The sequence below is a fragment of the Streptomyces racemochromogenes genome (genome assembly GCF_039535215.1).
GTDB lineage: Bacteria > Actinomycetota > Actinomycetes > Streptomycetales > Streptomycetaceae > Streptomyces > Streptomyces racemochromogenes.
The window spans coordinates 1599430-1619089 of record NZ_BAAAWT010000001.1; the positions used below are offsets into that span (position 1 = coordinate 1599430).

Sequence of the window (19660 nt, forward strand, 5' to 3'; positions counted from 1 at the left end):
CCGCGGTATCGCACGGGTTCCTGCTGCGCACAGTAACCACTTGGTCACTGTGCGTGCCCAACAGGTAACCGTGCCATAACGTCGATCAAGGGCGCATGCCCGACACGCCGGTTTAACTCGGCAAGGTTGTGGCAGGCTGCACCCGGGCAGGCCACACTCGACTAGCGGAAGCAGCGACGCACGTGACGTCGGCAGGCACCACCCGGGAGGTCCCCATGCCCGAACTGCGTGTCGTGGCCGTCTCGAATGACGGAACACGACTGGTGCTCAAGGCTGCGGACAGCACGGAGTACACGCTTCCGATCGACGAGCGGCTGCGGGCTGCCGTGCGCAATGACCGCGCGCGCCTGAACCAGATCGAGATCGAGGTGGAGAGCCACCTCCGCCCCCGCGACATCCAGGCCCGCATACGGGCCGGTGCCTCCGCGGAGGAGGTCGCCCAGCTCGCCGGCATCCCGGTCGACCGGGTACGCCGCTTCGAGGGCCCGGTGCTGGCCGAGCGCGCCTTCATGGCCGAGCGCGCCCGCAAGACCCCCGTGCGCCGCCCCGGCGAGAACACCGGACCGCAGCTCGGCGAGGCCGTGCAGGAGCGCCTCACCCTGCGCGGGGCCGACAAGGACTCCGTGCTGTGGGACTCCTGGCGCCGCGACGACGGCACCTGGGAGGTGCTGCTGGTCTACCGGGTGGCGGGCGAACCGCACTCGGCGAGCTGGTCGTACGACCCGCCGCGCCGGCTGGTCGTCGCCGTGGACGACGAGGCCCGCTCGCTGATCGGCGAGGCCGACGACCTGCCCTCCACCCCGGAGCCGAGCTTCCCGTTCGTGCCGAGGATCGCCCGCCTGCCCCGGGACCGGCCGCTGGACCGCGCCCTGGACCGGCAGATCGAACGGCCCGACAGCCGGCCCGCCCCGCCGCCCCCGCCGGAGCCGGAGGAGGAGCGGGACACGCTGACCAGCCTGCTGGAGGCGGTCCCGAGCTTCCGGGGCGACCTGGTGGTGCCGGACCGTACGGAGACCCCCGCCGAGGAGCAGGAGTCCGAGGAGCCCCCGGCCGCGGCGGCGTCGGCGGGTGCCGGCGCGGCGTACGCGGACGTGCTGATGCCGCGTACGGTGGCGGGCCACCGCGAGCGGCTGACGGGTACCACCGACCGGCAGGCCGAGGCCGACGGGGTCCGGCCGGGGCGCCGGGCGGCCGTGCCCAGCTGGGACGAGATCGTCTTCGGGACCCGGCGCAAGAAGCAGGAGTAGCGCGCGGCGGCGCCCCCGAGGGGGCGCCGCCGGCCGCGTGCGCGTCAGGGGTTGGGACCGGTGGCCACGGGCCGCTCCGGGTCCGAGGACCACTGCGACCAGCTGCCCGCGTACAGACTGGCCGGAATACCGGCCACCTCCAGGGCGAGGACCTCGTGCGCCCCGGAGACCCCGGAACCGCAGTACACGCCCACCGCGGTGTCCCCCGCGGCGCCGAGCGCCGCGAACCGGGCGCGCAGCTCCCCGGCCGAAAGGAACCGCCCGTCCGGACCGACGTTCTCGGTGGTCGGGGCCGACACCGCGCCCGGGATGTGGCCGCCGACCCGGTCGATCGGCTCGACCTCGCCGCGGTACCGCTCGCCCGCGCGGGCGTCCAGCAGCAGGCCCGTACGCGCCAGCGTGGCCGCGTCGTCGGCCTCCAGCAGGCCGAACTCCCCCGGGTTTGGCTTGAAATCGCCCTCGACGGGCCTCGGCGCGTCGGTACTGAGCGCGCCGCCCACCGCCGTCCACGCGGCCAGGCCGCCGTCCAGCACGCGCACGTTCCGGTGCCCCGTCCAGCGCAGCAGCCACCAGGCGCGGGCGGCCGCCCAGCCGAGGCCGCCGTCGTACACGACCACCGGCCCGTCCGCGCGCACCCCGGCCCGGCGCATCGCGGCGCCGAAGTCCTCCGGGTCGGGGAGCGGGTGGCGCCCGCCCGTCCCCGGCGGACCTGCCAGTTCGCGGTCCAGGTCGACGTACACGGCACCGGGCAGGTGCCCGGCTTCGTAGGCGGGGCGCTGGTCGGGGCCGCCCAGCTGCCATCGGACGTCCAGGAGTACCGGCGGGCGGGAGCCGGCCAGTTCGCCCCGCAGTTCGGAGGCCGAGAGAATCGCAGTCATGGGCCCATCTTCCTCCCCGCCCTCGAACCCGTGTAACAAGCCCGACATCGACGGGGCGCAGTGATTCGGACATCTCTGTTCCGCACCCCGGTCACGCGGCCGGTCGGGGCGCACGGGGTGCCGCGGAGTGCAAGCATCTGCGGGGAACAGGGACACGACGGCGGGAGACGGCTGACATGACGCAGGCATCGGGGGCTTCGCGGCGCACGCCCGGCACACCCTGCTGGGTGAGCCTGATGGTGCACGGACTCGGGAGCACGGAGGACTTCTACGCCGACCTGTTCGGCTGGGAGTACGAGCCCGGCCCCACCCAGTTCGGGCCGAGCGTGCGGGCCTTCCTCGACGGTCAGGAGGTCGCCGGGATCGGCGAGATGCCGCCGGACCGCCATCTTCCGGTGGCGTGGACCCCGTACTTCGCCACGGACGACGCCGACTGCACCGCCGAGTCCATCCGCTCCTGCGGCGGCACGGTCGCGGTGGGCCCGCTCGACGCGGGGGCGGCGGGACGGATGGCGATCTGCTCCGACCCGCTGGGGGCGATCTTCGGGATCTGGCAGACGGACGGGCACCCCGCGGCCCGCCGGGCGGGGGCGGCGGGCACCCCGGTGTGGAACGAGCTGCTCACCCAGGAGTCCTCGACGGTGGGCAAGTTCTACGAGCACGTCTTCGGCCACGAGGCCGAGCCGCACCCGGACGTGCCGTCCGACTTCGACTACCTGACGCTGCGCCTGGGCGACCGTCCGGTCGCCGCCGTCCACGGCGTCGGACGGTCGCTGCCGCACGACCGGGGGCCGCACTGGATGACGTACTTCGAGGTGGCGGACCCCGACGCGGCCGCCGCCCGGGTGGCGGGGCTGGGCGGCCGGGTCGTCACCCCGCCCCGGGAGCGGATCACGGGCCGGCTGGCCGTGGTCGCGGACCCGGAGGGGGCGGTCTTCGCCCTCGTCCGGACGCCGGCCTAGAGCGGCAGCAGCTGCGGACGCTTCGCGCTGCGGCCGTCGCCCGAGGACCTGCCGCGCAGCCGGCGGCCGAGCCAGGGGCCGAGGAACCCGGCCACCCAGGCCGCCTCGGCGGCGACGGCCCCGGCGAGCGCGCGGGGCGGCCGGGGCGGCAGCGGCTCCCTCCAGGCACCGCCGCTGCCGGGCAGCTCCAGGGCCTCGGCCAGTGCGGCGGCGATCCGGGCGTGGCCGAGGGGGCTGGCGTGCAGCCGGTCGGTCGCCCACATCCGCGGGTCGGCGGCCGCGGCCTCGCGGCCGGTCTCGGCGACCACCACCCCGTGGCGGGCGGCCGCGGCCCGGATGTGGCTGTTGAGCTCGCTCACGCGGGGGCTCAGCGGCCGTGCCAGGGGGGCGATGCGCGCCACGTCGGGGAAGGTCACGGTCGCCACCCGGGCTCCGGCGGCGGTGAGCGCGGCGAACACCTCCTCCAGCTCGCCGGCCACCTGGGCGGCGTCGAAGCGCGGCCGGAGCAGGTCGTTGACCCCGGCGACGACGGTCGCGAGGTCCGGCCGCAGCTCCAGGGCGGGCCCGAGCTGCTCGGCCCGGACCTGTCCGGCGAGGCGGCCCCGCACCGCGAGGTTGGCGTACCGCAGCCCGGGGGCGGCGGCCGCGAGGTGTCCCGCGAGGCGGTCGGCGAAGCCGCGCAGGCCCACCGTGTCGTCACCGTCCCCCAGCCCCTCGGTCTGGCTGTCGCCCAGGGCGACGTAGCGCAGGTACTCAGACTTCCGCACGGGTGGTCCCCTCCCTCTTGCCCAGCACGTCCGCGGCGCGCAGGCACCAGTCCCGGTGGCCCTCCTCGAAGGCCACCCCGCGCAGGCAGGTCAGGTAGCCGCCGATCCGCTCGCCGCGCAGCAGGAACTCCTCCTCGTCCAGCTCGCCGCGCATGTCCCGCAGCAGCCCGCGGAGCACCTCGATCTTGGCCTCGGCGGCGGCCGCCCGTTCCAGGAGCTGCCCGATGACCGGGGCGGTGCCGATGCGGTCGGCGCTCTGCACCTTCACGAGGAGGTCGTCGCGGATCGAGGAGGGCTTGGACGCCGCTCCGGCGAACCGCTCCAGTTCGGCGCGGCCGGTGTCGGTGACCCGGAACAGCCGCTTGTTCGGCCGGGACTCCTGCACCACCTCCCGGCCGGCGACCAGCCCGTCCGCCTCCAGCCGCGCCAGTTCGGCGTAGAGCTGCTGGGGCGAGGCGTGCCAGAAGTTCGCGACGCTGATGTCGAAGGCCTTCGCCAGCTGGTAGCCGCTGTACTCGCCGTCGAGCAGCGCCGCCAGCACCGCGTGCCGCAAAGCCATGGCCGCTCCCCCTTCCCTTTCCGTGCCCGCACCGGCACCATACTCAAAAACATGACTACTCGCATTTTTGAGTAGCCACCGCCATCGCCCGGCACTGCCGAGCAGGAGGAGGGCTTCACATGGGGACCGTGGACACCGCGGGGACCGCCGAACGCTTCCGCACCGCCGTGGAGAAGGGGGACCTCGCCGCGCTGGACGACCTGTTCACCGACGACATCCGGCTCTACAGCCCGGTGAAGTTCAAGCCCTTCGAGGGCAAGGCCGCCGTCCTCGGCCTCTTCGGCGTGCTGGTGCGCACCTTCGAAGACCTCCGCTACCTCGGCCGGCTGGACGGCGCCGCCGAGACCACCTCCGGCGACGGGCAGGCCCCGACGGTGATCCTGCCCTTCCGCGCGCTGGTGGCGGGCAAGCAGATCCACGGCATCGACCAGCTCCAGTTCGACGAAGAGGGCCGGGTGAAGGAGTTCACGGTGATGGTCCGCCCCCAGTCCGCCGTCCAGGCCCTGGGCCAGGCGGTCCTGACCGGCCTGATCGCCGACGGCCTCGCCCCGGAGGCCTGACGGGCACTCAAGGCGGGCCGCCCGGCCGTCGGCCAGGGGGCCACGGCGGCCGCGGCCTCGCCGGCCCCGCTGCTCTCCTCGGCCGTGCGCCTGTCGGTCGTGCTCCTGACCGGGGAGGGCCTGGCCGGCCACCGGCGGCGCGTCGCCGCCCTCGCGGCCATCGCGGGCCCGCCGCACCGAACGCGGCGTGTCACCGCCGGGTGCCCCGGCGCCGGTACGAGGATGGGCCGGGCGTTCCCGCACCTGACGGCCCGCGCCCACGCGGCTACGCACCGCCCCGGGGACGCCCACGAGTACTGTGGAAGGGCTTCCGGGGGCGCACCGGCGGATGGGGTACACCGTGTCGACATCGAGTCACGAAACGTTCGGCGCGCCCTGCTGGGTCAGCCTCATGGCCCGCGACCTCGACGCGTCGAAGGAGTTCTACAGCGCGGTCCTCGGCTGGGAATTCGGCCCCGCCCACCTCGGCGAGGCCTTCGCCGTCGGCTTCGCCTCGGGGGTCCCCGTGGCCGGTATCGGCGCGCTGCCCCCGACGCTCAGCATCCCCGTCACCTGGACCCCGTACTTCGCGGTGGACGACGCCGACGTCACCGCGGCACGCATCCGCGAGCGCAGCGGAACCGTCGCCGTCGGCCCCCTGTCCTTCGGCACCGGCCGGGCCGCGCTCGCCGCCGACCGGGACGGGGCGGTCTTCGGCATCTGGCAGGGCGAGGCCATCCCGGACTGGGGCATGGGCGGCGACGCGGCGCCGGCCTGGCTGGAGCTGCACACCCGCAACGCCTTCGACGCCGCCATCTTCTACGGCGAGGTCCTGGAGTGGGCCTGCGACCACACCGGCTGCTGCGAGGTCGCCTACGTGGAGGAGGACGACCGCATCCTGCTCCGCCGCGCGGGCCGGACGGTGGCCCGCCTGCACGGCGGAACCCTCGCGGAGGCCCCCGACCCGCACCTGAGGCCCCGCTGGCGCGCCCACTTCCGGGTCCCCGACCTCGACGCCGCGATCGAGGCCGCCACCGCCCTCGGCGGCACCACCGTCCCCGCGGCGGACTCCGCGGCCTTCCCCCACGAACGCACCCTGCGCGACCCCGACGGCGCCACGTTCAGCATCGTCGGCCCCACCGCCCCGGGCCTCTTCTGAACGGCTCAGACGTTGTTGACCGGGAGGACGTCCGGGGAGAGGGAGCCGGCGTGGGCGGACGCCGAGGTCATCAGGCGGCGGTGGTGACGGCGGCAGAGGACCTCGTAGCCGATCTCCTCCGCCGGGCGGTTCACATCGCCGACCACCACCTGCGCGCCCTCGACCACCATCTGCCCGCCCACCGTACGGGCGTTGTGCGTGGCGCGGGCGCCGCACCAGCACAGGGCCTCGACCTGGAGCTGCTCGATCCGGTCGGCCAGCTCGATGAGGCGCTGCGAGCCGGGGAAGAGCTTGGTGCGGAAGTCGGTGGTGATGCCGAAGGCGAAGACGTCCATGTGGAGGTCGTCCACGACGCGCGCCAGCTGGTCGATCTGCTCGGGCGCGAGGAACTGGGCCTCGTCGACGATCACGTAGTCCGCCTTGCCGCCCGCCGAGAGCTCCCCCACCAGGTACGCGTAGACGTCCATGACGTCGGTGACCTCGACGGCGTCCGTCACCAGGCCCAGGCGCGAGGAGAGCTTGCCCTCGCCCGCCCGGTCCTGGCGGGTGAAGATCACGCCCACCAGCCCCCGCGCGGAGCGGTTGTGCGTGATTTGCAGAGCCAGCGTGCTCTTTCCGCAGTCCATCGTTCCGGAGAAGAACACCAGCTCGGGCATGGGAAGTACGGGACCTTTCAGGTCGGGGTGGAGGGTGGCGGGCAGGAGCGGGGCGGTCAGGTGCGGATTTCGAGCAGCGGGACCAGCTGCTCGGCCGCGGTCATGGAGCCGTGCATCCCGGTGAGCGCCGACTCGTTGGGCTCGTTGCGGGAGGCGGTGATCGCGACGTCGGCCTGGGCCGCGGCGATCACGTCGCCGATCCGCCCGAGGACCCGCTCGTCGCACTCCCCCGGCGTCCCGAACCAGCCCAGTGCCAGGGCCTCTTCGCGGCTCGCGACCCAGAAGCGGTCGCCGAGCACCTCGCGCCAGACGGTCAGTACGTCGGCCTCGGCGCCCGGTACCGCGTAGACGTGCCGGGCCCGTCCCTCGCCGCCCAGCAGGGCCACGCCCGCGCCCAGCTCCCAGTCCTCGTCGAAGTCGATCCGGGAGTCCTCGTCGAAGGGCACGTCCACCATGCCGTGGTCGGAGGTGACGTACAGGGCGGCGCGCGGCGGCAGCTGCTCCGCGAGGCGCTGCACGAGCCGGTCGACGTACATCAGCTGGCCGCGCCAGGCGTCGGAGTCCACGCCGTGCCGGTGGCCGGCGCCGTCGAGCTCGCTGAAGTACGTGTACACGAGCGAGCGCTCGCCGGCCGCGAGCTGGATCGCCGCGAGGTCCATCCGTTCCTCGCCGGTCATCCGGCCGTGGAAGGTGCCGCCGCTGAGCGCGATCTTGGTGAGCGGGGTGCTCTGGAAGTTCGGCGCGGACACCTGCGCGGTGTGCACCCCGGCCGCGTCGGCGAGCTGGAACACCGTCGGGTACGGCTGCCAGGCCTTCGGCGGGGTCCACGGGTGCCAGCGGAGCTGGTTCATCAGCTCGCCGGAGGCCGGGTTGCGCACGGCGTAGCCGGGCAGGCCGTGCCGGGCGGGGGGCAGGCCGGTGCCGACGGAGGCCAGGGAGGTGGCGGTGGTCGCGGGGAAGCCGGAGGTGATCGGCCGGCCGGTGCCGCCGCGCGAGCTCGCGAGGAGGGAGGTGAGGAACGGGGCCTCGTCCGGGTGGGCCTTGATCTGCTCCCAGCCCATGCCGTCGACCAGGAACACGCAGTTCCGGTCGGCCGGCGCCAGCTCGGCGATCCCCGCGGCGAGACCGGGTACGCCCTGGCCGGCCGCGAGGGTCGGCAGCAGGTCGGCGAGGGAGCCGGAGCCGTACTGGGGAACGGGGGCGCCCGCGAGGTCGAGCGGTTCCGGCTCGTCCTGCCAGTTCGACGGTACGGAGTACGACATCAGCGGGCGGGGCCGGAGGTCGCCGCCGTCGCCTCGCTGAGTGCCTGCGCGAAGAGCAGCGCCTGGCGGACCGTCTCGGGGCCGTCGCCGGCCTCGCTGACGCGCAGGCTGAGGTCGTCGGCGGTGGAGTTGCCGGTGTAGCCGTGGTCGGAGTCGCAGTTGGGGTCGCCGCAGGCGGCGGGCTCCAGGTCGATGCGCGAGACCGCGCCCCAGCCGATGGTCAGGACGACCTCGCGGGGCAGCTGGCCGGGCGTGTAGGACTCCGGGTTGGCCACGACGCGGCTGAGCACGACGGAGGAGATGCTGGAGAGCTTGACCGACTCGGTGGAGGTGGTCGCGTACGGGGACGGCGACCCCGCGTCGGCGGCCTGCTCGTCGGTGTGGCTGACGATGAACCGGTTGCCGGTCAGGACCAGCACGGTGACGTGCCGGCGTACCTCGTTGGAGTCGAAGGTGGTCTCCTGGTGGACCAGGTACGACGAGATCGGCTCGCCGCCCACGGCGGCCTCCACCGCCTCGGCCACGAGGGCCGGGTAGTAGCCGCTGCGCTCGATGGCCGCGCGCAGCCCCTGGGTCGTCGTACCGGATTTCGCCATGAGGTCCATCCTAAGGCCCGTACGGGCTCCCCCTGCCTGCCGTGCGCTCAGTAGCTCGGCAGCGTGCGCGGGCCGAGGTCGGTCCGGGCGGGCGGGTGTGCCACGCGGACGGTGGCGCTGAGCACGGAGAGGCCCTCGGTGGCGACGACGACCGGCTCCAGCGAGACCCCGGTCACTTCCGGGTGGTCGTCCAGCAGCCGGGACAGCCGCAGCAGCAGCTCCTCCAGGGCGGGGGTGTCGACGGGGTCGCTGCCGCGCCAGCCGAAGAGCAGGGGGGCGGCGCGGATGGAGCGGATCAGGGCGGCGGTGTCCCGGTCGGTGGCGGGGACAAGGCCGTGGGCGGTGTCGCCGAGCAGCTCGGAGGGGACGCCGGCGAGGCCGAAGGAGAGGACGGCTCCGGCGGCGGGGTCGACGGTGGCGCGGACGACGGTGTCCACTCCGCGCGGGGCCATCGACTGCACCACGGGCTGCAGCTCGGCCGGCTTGCCGAGGGCCTCGGTGAGCTCCTCGTACGAACGTCTGAGCTCGGCCTCGCTCGTGAGGTCGAGGCGTACGCCGCCCAGGTCCGCGCGGTGGCGCAGGTGCGGGGCGGTGGTCTTGAGGGCGACCGGGTAGCCCAGGACCCGGGCCGCGCGCACGGCGGCGTCCGGGCCGGGGGCGGGGAGGGTGGGCAGCACCCGGATCCCGTAGCGGGCCAGCAGCCCGCGGGCGTCGGCCTCGTCCAGGGTCGGCGCGGCGCCCTCCTCGACGCCCGTCAGCAGGGTGGCGAGGTGGGCGGCGGCGCCCGCCTCGTCGATGTCCTCGTACTCGGGGACCTGGCCGGTCTCGGCGTTGTCCCGGCGCCACCGGGCGTACCGCACGGCCTCGGCGACGGCCTTCACGGCGCGCTCGGCCGCGGGGTAGGCGGGGATCCGGCCGGCACCCTCGATGCCGTGGGTGCCACCGTGGGCGCCGCCGCCGGGCACCTCGGCGGGCGGCGGGGGCGAGGCGGCGGGCGTGTCGCCGGCCGCGGCGGCCAGGGCTTCGACGAGGTCGCCGAGTTCCACGTGGACCACGGCGACGGGCTTGCCCGGGACCTCGGCGACGGCCTCCCGCAGCGCCTGCGCGAGGTCGTCGGCGAGCCGGCGGTCGCTCACGGAGGGGATGGCGGTGACGACGACGGCGTCGCAGTCCCCGGAGGCGAGCGCCGCGCGGAGGGCGGCGCGGAAGTCGGCCGGGCCGGCGGCGGTCGTCAGGTCCAGCGGGGGCAGTGGGCGCAGTCCCTCGGTCAGGCAGGCGTCGTAGGTGAGGACGCCGAGGGACTCGGAGTTGCCGAGGATGGCCACCCTGGGGCCGGCCGGCAGCGGCTGCCCGGCCAGCAGCAGGCCGACGTCGACCAGCTCGGTGACGGTGTCGACGCGGATGACGCCGGCCTGGCGGAGCAGCTCGGAGACGGTGGCCTCGGGGAGCCGGGTGCCGGGGACGACGTGTCCGGCGGGGGTATGGCGGCCGCCGAGGGCGACGACGACGGGCTTGACGGCGGCGGTGCGGCGGGCGAGGCGGGTGAACTTGCGCGGGTTGCCGAGGGTTTCCAGGTACATGAGGGCGACGTCGGTGGCCTCGTCCTCGTACCAGTACTGGAGGATGTCGTTGCCCGAGACGTCGGCCCGGTTCCCGGCGGAGACGAAGGACGACAGTCCCTCGCCGCGCCGCAGCAGGGCGGACAGCAGGGCGATGCCGATGGCCCCGGACTGGGTGAACAGGCCGATCGGGCCGCGCGCGGAGGCGGGGGCCGGGGCGAGGCAGGCGTTCAGCTCCACCTCCGGGGCGGTGTTGATCACCCCGAAGGCGTTGGGCCCGATGAGCCGCATCCCGTACGAGCGGACCTGCCGCACCAGTTCGCGCTGGCGGGCGAGTCCGGCCGGGCCGCTCTCGCCGTATCCGGCGGACAGCACCACCAGGCCCTGCACTCCGTGCTCGCCGCAGGCGGCCACGGCGTCGGGGACCCGGTCCGCGGGGACGGCGATCACGGCGAGGTCGACGGGGGCGCCGACGTCGGCGAGGGCGCGGTAGGCCCGTACGCCTTCGAGGAGGTCGCCCTCCATGCCGGGGGCGCGGGCCTCGTTGACGGCGTAGAGGTGTCCGCGGAAACCGCCGTCGCGCAGGTTGCGCAGGGCGGTGGCGCCCACGCCGGCACCGGAGCGGCTGGCGCCGATCACCGCGACGGAGCCGGGGGCGAGGAGGCGCTGGACGGAGCGGGCCTCGGCGCGCTGTTCGCGGGCGCGCTGGACGGCGAGGGACTCGGCGGTGGGTTCGAGGTCGAGGGTGAGGTGGACGGAGCCGTCCTCGAAGCTGCGCTTCTGCTGGTAGCCGACGTCCGTGAACACCTTGATCATCCTGGTGTTGGCGGGCAGCACCTCGGCCGCGAACCTGCGGATCCCCCGTTCGCGGGCCACCGCGCCGATGTGCTCCAGGAGGGCGGAGGCGACCCCGCGGCCCTGGTGGGCGTCCTGGACGAGGAAGGCGACCTCGGCCTCGTCGGCGGGGGCGGAGGCGGGCCGGCCGTCGGGGCCGATGCGGTCGAAGCGGACCGTGCCGATGAACTCGCCGCCGATGGTCGCGGCGAGGCCGACCCGGTCGACGTAGTCGTGGTGGGTGAAGCGGCGGACGTCGCGGTCCGAGAGGCGGGGGTAGGGCGCGAAGAAGCGGTAGTACTTCGACTCGTCCGAGACCTGTTCGTAGAAGCTGACCAGGCGGCCCGCGTCCTCGGTGGTGATGGGGCGGATCCGGGCGGTGCCGCCGTCGCGCAGCACGACGTCCGCTTCCCAGTGGGCCGGGTAGGAGGGGTCCGACGCGGTGGTCATGGGGCCACCTTAAGGGGCGGTCCGGCCGGGTGTGCGGGTGCGGTGGGCGGCCCGCCCGGCGAGCGCGCGGCGAATGCGGCACACCGTGGCGAACCAGTGCAAGCTGGGGAGGGTCGAACGGCGGTGGATGCGGGCCGAAGGTCGGTCCGAGCATTCCGGACGGCGTGAGAGACTGGTCTAGACAACCCGTAGAACCTGAAGGGCATCACCATGGCAGAGCGCCGCGTCAACGTCGGCTGGGCCGAGGGCCTGCACGCTCGTCCCGCCTCGATCTTCGTCCGGGCGACGACCGCCTCCGGAGTTCCGGTGACCATCGCGAAGGCCGGCGGCGACCCCGTCAACGCCGCGTCGATGCTGGCGGTCCTGGGCCTGGGCGCCCAGGGCGGCGAGGAGATCGTCCTGGCTTCCGACGCCGAGGGCGCGGACGCCGCGCTCGACCGCCTCGCGAAGCTGGTCGCCGAGGGTCTCGAGGAGCTCCCCGAGACCGTCTGACCCCTTCGGGTCCGGTACACCGGAAGCCGCGCTCCCCACACCCGGGGGACCGCGGCTTCCGTGCTTTCCCGTTCGGGTGATCCGCGAATTCGACGCGACGGGACCCGGCGGCAGCGGCGGCGCAAAAATCGACGGCAATTCCCCGGCAGTCCCGGCGGGCGGAAAGAACGGACGGGCGGGAATACCCCTCCGTTGTATACGGGAATTGTTAATGCGGAGAGCCCGCCGTGTTTACGGCAGGTTGCGGATTCCTCACCCTCGGCCGGTGCGCCCCGGCCGACCTCTGCGCGTGCAGCGCGGTCAGGGCCCTGGCCCGCTCCGCGTCACCGCGCGCGACGGCGTCCACGATCGCGGCGTGCTCGGCCCAGCACTCCACGGGCTGCGCGGGGGTCTCGACCACGTACATCCAGGCGATCTTGTGCCGGGTCTGGGTCAGCAGGGCGATCAGACCCGGGCTCGCGGAGGCCTGGGCCAGCGTCTCGTGGAACCAGCTCCCCAGGGAGCGCAGGTCCTCCCCCCGGCCCCGGCCGGCCCGCTCCCGGCCCAGCCTGACCAGCCCCCGCAGCACCTTGAGGTGGCCGTCGGTGCGCCGCCGGGCGGCCCGGGAGGCCGCGAGCGGCTCCAACAGCATCCGCAGCTCCAGGAGGTCGGCGGCCTCCTGCGCGGTCGGCTCGGCCACACAGGCGCCCGCGTGCCGCCGCGTGGTGACGAAGCCCTCGGACTCCAGGGTCCGCAGCGCCTCGCGGACCGGGACGCGCGAGACCCCGTAGCGGCGGGCGAGCACCTCCTCGGTCAGCCGGCCGCCCGGACCGAAGAAACCGGAGACGATGTCGTCGCGAATCGCTGTGCACACCGCGTGCGCCGGAATACGCAAGGCCGGACCTCCGCTGGTTTCGTTTCGGTTTATCGTGGCCGTGCCGCGACTCTATTGCAATACGCGGCGGGTTTACGAGCGGGTGCGGAAAGAGGGCCGGAAATGCGAGGAAGGCCCCGGCTCGGTGAGCCGGGGCCTTCCTCGGTGAAGCGTGCTGCGTGCGTGCGGGTCAGACGCCGACGCCGTGGTTGCGCAGGTACGTCAGCGGGTTGATGTCCGTGCCGTACGTGGCGCCGGTGCGGGCCTCGAAGTGCAGGTGCGGGCCGCTGGAGTTGCCCGTGGAGCCCGACAGGCCGATCTGCTGGCCCGGGGTGACCGTCTGGCCGGCGGAGACGCTCAGCGACATCAGGTGCCCGTACTGGGTGTAGGTGCCGTCGTTGTGGCGGATGACGACGTTGTTGCCGTACGCGCCGCCCCAGCCGGCCTCGACGACGGTGCCCGCGCCCACGGCGTGGACGATGCTGCCCTCGTCGGCGTGGAAGTCGATGCCCGTGTGGCTGCCGGAGGACCACATGCCGCCGCCCGCGCCGTACTGGGTGCTGACGTAGGAGCCGTCCACCGGGGCGACGAAGGTGTTGAGGCGCTTGCGGGCCTCTTCCTGGGCGGCCTTCTCGGCGGCCTCGCGCTCGGCCTTCTCCTTGGCCTCGGCGGCGCGCTTGGCCTCGGAGGCCCGCGTCTTCGCCTCGGCCTCGGCCTGCGCCTGCGCGGCGACGGCCTCGGCGGCGCTCTGCTGGGTGGCGGCCTGGACCTCGATGTCGTCCTGCAGACCGTCGGCGACGACGATCGCGTTCTGACCGGTGTCCTCCATGGACGGGGAGCTGCTGTGGTCCGCCGCGAAGGCCGGAGCGGCCAGGGTGCCGACCACGCCCGTGGTGGCGAGGGCGGCGACGCCGGCGAAGCCGGCGGTCTTGCGGCTCAGACGGCTGGAACCACGGTGCTTACCAGAACCGGCGGCACGACTGCCAAACGCCATGAAGGGGGTGATCCTTTCCTTCCCTCTCGCCTACCGGGTTAGCTGACGGGTTCGGAGCAGGAAGGTCTCCTACGGGCCTCCTCTGGCGAGGGGGTCCGATTCACCCCAGGGACATGTGGGTCCCCGGCTCCCCAGGCTCGCGCCTGACGGGGACTCGGCGATCGCTGTCCGGTGCCGCGGGTGCGGCGGTTACAACTGACGAACAGCACGGCCGACGCTAGGCGGATCATCAGTCAATCGCCAAACAGACGAGCGGTTTTGTTGCGTACGCCACACCGCATACCTGCAACCACGCCACCAAACGGACAAAGGGGGCTCCGGCGGATGTTCCGCCGGAGCCCCCCTGGAAACGGGCCGGAGCCCGGCCCGTCTCGGGCCCCCCGCCGCTCAGTTGGAGACGACGGTGACCTCACCGATCCCGAGGGCCAGGACGGGCTCCTCGATCTGCGCGGCGTCGCCCACCAGGATGGTGACCAGACGGTCCACCGGGAAGGCGTTCACCACGGCCGAAGTGGCCTCCGCCGTACCGGTTTCGGCCAGCCGCGCGTACAGCCGCGCCTGGTAGTCGTCCGGCAGCTCCTGCTCCACCTGGTCGGCGAGCGTGCCGGCGACGGAGGCGGCCGTCTCGAACTTCAGCGGGGCCACGCCCACCAGGTTCTGCACCGCCACGTCCCGCTCGGCGTCGGTCAGGCCGCCCTCCGCGAGGGTCCGCAGCACCTTCCACAGGTCCTCCAGCGCCGGACCCGTGTTGGGGGTGTCCACCGAACCGCTGATGGCGAGCATCGAGGCGCCCTTGCCGTCGGCGGTCGAGCGCAGCACCTGCCCGAAGGCGCGCACGCCGTAGGTGTAGCCCTTCTCCTCGCGCAGCACCTTGTCCAGGCGGGAGGTGAGGGTGCCGCCGAGGCAGTAGGTGCCGAGGACCTGCGGGGCCCAGACGATGTCGTGCCGGTCCGGGCCGATCCGGCCGATCAGCAGCTGCGTCTGGACGGCGCCGGGCCGGTCCACGATGACCACGCGGCCCGTGTCGTCGGCCGTCACCGGCTGCACCGGGCGGGCCGGGGCGGTGTCGCCGGTCCAGGCGCCCAGGGTGTCCGCCAGCAGGGCGTCCAGGTCGATGCCGGTCAGGTCGCCGACGACCACCGCGGTGGCGGTGGAGGGGCGTACGTGGGCCTCGTAGAAGGCGCGTACGGCACCGGAGTCGATCCGCGCGACCGTGTCCTCGGTTCCCTGGCGCGGGCGGGACATCCGCAGCGCGGCCGGGAACAGCTCCTTGGAGAGCTCCTTGGCGGCGCGGCGCTGCGGGTTGGCCAGCTCGTGCGGGATCTCGTCGAGCCGGTTGCGCACCAGGCGGTCGACCTCGCTGTCGGCGAAGGCGGGCGCGCTCAGGGCCTCGGCGAGCAGGGCGAGCGCCTTGGGCAGCCGGGAGGCCGGGACCTCCAGGGAGACCCGCAGGCCGGGGTGGTCGGCGTGGGCGTCGAGGGTGGCGCCGCAGCGCTCCAGCTCGGCGGCGAACTCCTCGGCGGAGTGCTTGTCGGTGCCCTCCGACAGGGCACGGGCCATGATGGTGGCCACCCCGTCGAGGCCCTCGGGCTCGGCGTCCAGCGGGGCCGCGAGGTTGACCTCGACCGCCACCACCTGCTGGCCGGGGCGGTGGCAGCGCAGCAGGGTCAGGCCGTTGGACAGCGTGGAGCGCTCCGGGGCCGGGAAGGCCCACGGCTTCGCCTCGCCGGCCTGCGGCCGCGGGTGGAAGGTCATCGTGACGGCTGCGGTGTCGCTCACTGCTCCGCCCCCTCGTTCTCGTCGTGCTGCTCGGTCTCGTGGGCCTCGGCGCCGGCCAGCGGCTCGTAGACCAGCACCGCGCGGTTGTCGGGGCGCAGCCTGGCCGCGGCCACGGCCTGCACCTCCTCGGCGGTGACGTCCAGCACCCGCTGGACGGCGGTCAGGGCGAGCTGGGGGTCGCCGAACAGCACCGCGAAGCGGCACAGTTCGTCGGCGCGGCCGGCCACGGTGCCGAGCCGGTCCAGCCACTCGCGCTCCAGCTGCGCCTGCGCGCGCTCCATCTCCTCGGCCGTCGGGCCCTCGGCGGCGAACCGCGCGAGCTCCTCGTCGACGGCCGCCTCGATGGCGGGCACCTCGACGCCGCTGGAGGTCTTGACGTCCAGCCAGCCCAGCGAGGGCGCGCCGGCCAGGCGCAGCATGCCGAACCCGGCCGCCACGGCCGTCTGGTCACGGCGTACCAGGCGGTTGTGCAGGCGCGAGGACTCACCGCCGCCCAGCACGGTCAGCGCCACGTCGGCGGCGTCGCACTCGCGGGTGCCGTCGTGCGGCAGGCGGTAGGCGGCCATCAGCGCACGCGCCGGGACCTCCTCGACGATCTCCTCGCGCAGCTGCCCGCCCATGGTCTCCGGGAGCGAGCCGTCGCGCGGCGGCTGCTTGCCGTCGTGCGCCGGGATGGTGCCGAAGTACTTCTCGATCCAGGCGAGGGTCCGCTCCGGGTCGATGTCGCCGACGACCGACAGCACGGCGTTGTTGGGCGCGTAGTACGTACGGAAGAAGTCGCGCGCGTCCTCCAGGGACGCCGCGTCCAGGTCGGCCATCGAGCCGATCGGGGTGTGGTGGTACGGGTGGCCCTCCGGGTAGGCGAGGGCGGTCAGCTTCTCGAACGCGGTGCCGTAGGGGACGTTGTCGTACCGCTGGCGGCGCTCGTTCTTGACCACGTCGCGCTGGTTCTCCATGGACTCGTCGTCCAGGGCGGCCAGCAGCGAGCCCATGCGGTCCGCCTCCAGCCACAGGGCGAGCTCCAGCTGGTGGGCCGGCATGGTCTCGAAGTAGTTGGTGCGCTCGAAGCTGGTGGTGCCGTTCAGCGAGCCACCGGCGCCCTGGACGAGCTCGAAGTGCCCGTTGCCCGGTACGCTCGCCGAACCCTGGAACATCAGGTGCTCGAAGAGGTGAGCCAGACCGGTCCGCCCCTTGACTTCGTGGCGCGAGCCGACGTCGTACCAGAGGCAGACGGCGGCGACCGGAGTGAGGTGGTCCTCGGACAGCACCACGCGCAGGCCGTTGGCCAGCCGGTGCTCGGTCGCTGTCAGGCCGCCGGAGCCGGCCTGAGCTGTGGCCGTGTGACCCATGGGCATGTGGTCCCTTCGATCGCGATGCAGAGATTTCTGTCAGACCTGCCACTGTATGCAAGCGCACCGACGGCCGGACAAGTTCCCGGGTCACTCCCCCCGACTCCGTACGGGGGACCCCCGGGGTCGGAGTCCGCGTTGTCGGTGCCTCGGGCCACAATGGTCCGCGTCAAACACGCCAGATCCCCCCAGTACCCCCCGAACCTTGGTTAAGGAGCCGCGCAGCGATGGCCCGCCGCAGCACGAAGACCCCGCCGCCGGAGGATTTCGAGGAGAAGATCCTCGACATCGACGTCGTCGACGAAATGCAGGGCTCCTTCCTCGAGTACGCGTACTCGGTGATCTACTCCCGCGCCCTGCCCGACGCCCGCGACGGCCTGAAGCCGGTGCACCGGCGCATCGTCTACCAGATGAACGAGATGGGCCTGCGGCCCGACCGGGGCTACGTCAAGTGCGCCCGCGTCGTCGGCGAGGTCATGGGCAAGCTCCACCCGCACGGCGACCAGTCGATCTACGACGCCCTCGTGCGCATGGCCCAGCCCTTCTCGATGCGGCTCCCGCTGGTCGACGGCCACGGCAACTTCGGCTCGCTCGGCAACGACGACCCGCCGGCCGCGATGCGCTACACCGAGTGCAAGATGGCCGACGCCACGTCGCTGATGACGGAGTCGATCGACGAGGACACCGTCGACTTCGCCGCCAACTACGACGGCCAGGAGCGCGAGCCCGTCGCCCTGCCGGCGGCCTACCCGAACCTCCTCGTCAACGGCGCCTCCGGCATCGCGGTCGGCATGGCCACCAACATGCCCCCGCACAACCTGGGCGAGGTCATCGCGGCCGCCCGCCACCTGATCCGGTACCCGGAGGCGGACCTGGAGGCGCTGATGCGCTTCGTGCCGGGTCCGGACCTGCCGACCGGCGGCCGGATCGTGGGCCTGTCCGGGATCAAGGACGCCTACGAGAGCGGCCGGGGCACCTTCAAGATCCGCGCGACCGTGGCCGTGGAGGACGTGACCCCGCGCCGCAAGGGCCTGGTCGTCACCGAACTGCCCTTCACGGTGGGTCCCGAGAAGGTCATCGCGAAGATCAAGGACCTCGTCGGCTCGAAGAAGCTCCAGGGCATCGCCGACGTCAAGGACCTCACGGACCGCTCGCACGGCCTGCGCCTGGTCATCGAGATCAAGAACGGCTTCCACCCCGAGGCCGTCCTGGAGCAGCTGTACAAGCTGACGCCGATGGAGGAGTCCTTCGGCATCAACAACGTCGCGCTGGTCGACGGGCAGCCGCTGACGATGGGCCTCAAGGAGCTGCTGGAGGTCTACCTCGACCACCGCTTCGAGGTCGTGCGCCGGCGCAGCGAGTTCCGCCGGGGCAAGCGCCGCGACCGGCTGCACCTGGTCGAGGGCCTGCTCGTGGCCCTGCTCGACATCGACGAGGTCATCCGGATCATCCGCGACAGCGACAACTCCGCGCAGGCCAAGGAGCGCCTGATGGAGCGCTTCTCGCTGAGCGACGTCCAGACGCAGTACATCCTGGACACCCCGCTGCGCCGCCTCACCCGCTTCGACCGGATCGAGCTGGAGTCCGAGCGCGACCGGCTGACCGGCGAGATCGACGAGCTGACCGGGATCCTGGAGTCGGACTCGGCGCTGCGCAAGCTGGTATCCGCGGAACTGGCCTCGGTGGCGAAGAAGTTCGGCACCGAGCGGCGCACCGTGCTGCTGGAGTCGGCGGGCACCTCGGTGGCGGCCGTCCCCCTGGAGGTCGCCGACGACCCGTGCCGGGTGCTGCTGTCCTCCACGGGCCTGCTGGCCCGTACCGCGAACGCCGACCCGCTCCCCGTCGAGGAGGGCGGCGCCCGCGCGAAGCACGACGTGGTCGTCTCGCAGGTCGCGGCGACCGCCCGGGCCGACATCGGCGTCGTCACCTCGTACGGCCGTCTGCTGCGGCTCGCGGTGATCGACCTGCCGCAGCTGCCGGACACGGCGGCGGCGCCGAACCTGGCGGGCGGCGCCCCGGTCTCGGAGTTCCTCTCCGGGCTGGAGGCCGACGAGACGGTGGTCTGCCTGCTCTCCCTGGACGAGTCCTCGCAGGGCCTGGCCCTGGGCACCGAGCAGGGCGTGGTCAAGCGGGTCGTGCCCGACTACCCGGCGAACAAGGAAGAGCTGGAGGTCATCACCCTCAAGGAGGGCGACCGGATCGTCGGCGCGGTCGAGCTGCGCACGGGCGAGGAGGACCTGGTCTTCATCACCGACGACGCCCAGCTGCTGCGCTACCCGGCGGGCCAGGTGCGCCCCCAGGGCCGCCCGGCGGGCGGTATGGCGGGCATCAAGCTCTCCGAGAACGCCAAGGTGATCCACTTCTCGGCGGTGGACCCGGCCCGGGACGCCCTGGTGTTCACGGTGGCGGGCTCCCACGGCACGCTGGACGACTCGGTGCGCTCCGGCAAGCTGACCCCGTTCGACCAGTACCCGCGCAAGGGCCGGGCCACCGGCGGCGTGCGCTGCCAGCGGTTCCTGAAGGGCGAGGACCTGCTGACGCTGGCCTGGGCGGGCAACGCCCCGGTCCGCGCGGCCGCGAAGAACGGCTCCCCGGCCGAACTGCCGGCCCCGGACCCGCGCCGCGACGGCTCGGGCGCCGCGCTGCCGGCCGACGTCGAGTCGCTGGCGGGGGCCGCGCTGTAGCCGTGTGAGGGGCGGTCGGGGCGGTCGGGGCGGGTGGACCG

General features: G+C 73.7%; 17 protein-coding genes and 1 riboswitch. Of the genes, 6 read left to right on the forward strand and 11 right to left on the reverse strand.

Annotated elements, in window-relative coordinates:
• The first annotated feature begins 215 nt into the window (after positions 1–215).
• Complete coding sequence (gene sepH / locus ABD973_RS07305; protein WP_125822811.1) at positions 216–1247, forward strand: septation protein SepH; 1032 nt, start codon at positions 216–218, stop codon at positions 1245–1247.
• A gap of 44 nt (positions 1248–1291) precedes the next feature.
• Here sepH and ABD973_RS07310 read toward each other — a convergent pair whose 3' ends face one another.
• Positions 1292–2125 (reverse strand): sulfurtransferase, encoded by an 834-nt coding sequence (locus ABD973_RS07310; protein WP_125822810.1) that lies wholly within the window; start codon positions 2123–2125, stop codon positions 1292–1294.
• 176 nt (positions 2126–2301) lie between these two features.
• On the opposite strand from ABD973_RS07310, the gene ABD973_RS07315 reads away from it, so the two are divergent.
• Positions 2302–3087 (forward strand): VOC family protein, encoded by a 786-nt coding sequence (locus ABD973_RS07315; RefSeq protein WP_125603618.1) that lies wholly within the window; start codon positions 2302–2304, stop codon positions 3085–3087.
• Here ABD973_RS07315 and ABD973_RS07320 read toward each other — a convergent pair.
• Together ABD973_RS07320 and ABD973_RS07325 are read right to left on the reverse strand one after the other, a co-directional pair.
• The gene (locus tag ABD973_RS07320; RefSeq protein WP_345499326.1) at positions 3084–3854 is read right to left on the reverse strand and encodes an SGNH/GDSL hydrolase family protein; all 771 of its coding nucleotides are present in this window, start codon (positions 3852–3854) and stop codon (positions 3084–3086) included. The genes ABD973_RS07315 and ABD973_RS07320 overlap by 4 nt on opposite strands.
• On the reverse strand, positions 3841–4413 hold the full coding sequence (locus ABD973_RS07325) for a PadR family transcriptional regulator (protein WP_125603620.1): 573 nt from the start codon (positions 4411–4413) through the stop codon (positions 3841–3843). The genes ABD973_RS07320 and ABD973_RS07325 overlap by 14 nt, the downstream gene beginning before the upstream one ends.
• Before the next feature lie 119 nt (positions 4414–4532).
• Between ABD973_RS07325 and ABD973_RS07330 the strand changes: the two genes are divergently transcribed.
• Positions 4533–4973 (forward strand): nuclear transport factor 2 family protein, encoded by a 441-nt coding sequence (locus tag ABD973_RS07330; protein ID WP_125822808.1) that lies wholly within the window; start codon positions 4533–4535, stop codon positions 4971–4973.
• A gap of 328 nt (positions 4974–5301) precedes the next feature.
• The gene (locus ABD973_RS07335) at positions 5302–6111 is read left to right on the forward strand and encodes a VOC family protein (protein WP_386382168.1); all 810 of its coding nucleotides are present in this window, start codon (positions 5302–5304) and stop codon (positions 6109–6111) included.
• 5 nt (positions 6112–6116) lie between these two features.
• On the opposite strand, the gene ABD973_RS07340 is transcribed toward ABD973_RS07335, so the two are convergent.
• Genes ABD973_RS07340 through ABD973_RS07355 form a run of 4 tightly spaced genes read right to left on the reverse strand, consistent with a single transcriptional unit; the run spans position 6117 to position 11468 of the window.
• Entirely contained in the window at positions 6117–6767 is a 651-nt protein-coding gene (locus tag ABD973_RS07340; protein ID WP_125822807.1) for a thymidine kinase, read from the reverse strand.
• 56 nt (positions 6768–6823) lie between these two features.
• Positions 6824–8029, reverse strand: coding sequence for an alkaline phosphatase family protein (locus ABD973_RS07345; protein ID WP_125822806.1), 1206 nt, complete (start codon positions 8027–8029; stop codon positions 6824–6826).
• Positions 8029–8625, reverse strand: a complete 597-nt coding sequence (locus ABD973_RS07350; RefSeq protein ID WP_206436577.1) for a DUF5998 family protein — start codon at positions 8623–8625, stop codon at positions 8029–8031. The genes ABD973_RS07345 and ABD973_RS07350 overlap by 1 nt, the downstream gene beginning before the upstream one ends.
• Before the next feature lie 47 nt (positions 8626–8672).
• Entirely contained in the window at positions 8673–11468 is a 2796-nt protein-coding gene (locus ABD973_RS07355; protein ID WP_345499331.1) for a bifunctional acetate--CoA ligase family protein/GNAT family N-acetyltransferase, read from the reverse strand.
• A 210-nt stretch (positions 11469–11678) separates the two neighbouring features.
• Between ABD973_RS07355 and ABD973_RS07360 the strand changes: the two genes are divergently transcribed.
• Complete coding sequence (locus tag ABD973_RS07360) at positions 11679–11960, forward strand: HPr family phosphocarrier protein (RefSeq protein ID WP_007267025.1); 282 nt, start codon at positions 11679–11681, stop codon at positions 11958–11960.
• 208 nt (positions 11961–12168) lie between these two features.
• Here ABD973_RS07360 and ABD973_RS07365 read toward each other — a convergent pair whose 3' ends face one another.
• From ABD973_RS07365 to ABD973_RS07380, 4 genes are all read right to left on the reverse strand, one after another.
• Positions 12169–12834 carry a GntR family transcriptional regulator gene (locus ABD973_RS07365; protein ID WP_125822803.1) on the reverse strand — a complete coding sequence of 222 codons (666 nt, stop codon included), beginning with the start codon at positions 12832–12834 and terminating at the stop codon, positions 12169–12171.
• 169 nt (positions 12835–13003) lie between these two features.
• Positions 13004–13807: a M23 family metallopeptidase gene (locus ABD973_RS07370; RefSeq protein ID WP_125822802.1), complete on the reverse strand. Its 804-nt coding sequence runs from the start codon at positions 13805–13807 to the stop codon at positions 13004–13006.
• 12 nt (positions 13808–13819) lie between these two features.
• Positions 13820–13977: riboswitch (cyclic di-AMP (ydaO/yuaA leader) on the reverse strand.
• Between the two features lie 217 nt (positions 13978–14194).
• A complete protein-coding gene (locus ABD973_RS07375; RefSeq protein ID WP_125602931.1) occupies positions 14195–15562 on the reverse strand; it encodes a M16 family metallopeptidase in 1368 nt (455 codons plus the stop codon).
• A 20-nt stretch (positions 15563–15582) separates the two neighbouring features.
• Positions 15583–16935: a M16 family metallopeptidase gene (locus ABD973_RS07380; RefSeq protein WP_164721085.1), complete on the reverse strand. Its 1353-nt coding sequence runs from the start codon at positions 16933–16935 to the stop codon at positions 15583–15585.
• A gap of 227 nt (positions 16936–17162) precedes the next feature.
• Here ABD973_RS07380 and ABD973_RS07385 point away from each other — a divergent pair, with 227 nt between their 5' ends.
• On the forward strand, positions 17163–19619 hold the full coding sequence (locus ABD973_RS07385) for a DNA gyrase/topoisomerase IV subunit A (protein ID WP_345499337.1): 2457 nt from the start codon (positions 17163–17165) through the stop codon (positions 19617–19619).
• Positions 19620–19660 lie beyond the last annotated feature (41 nt).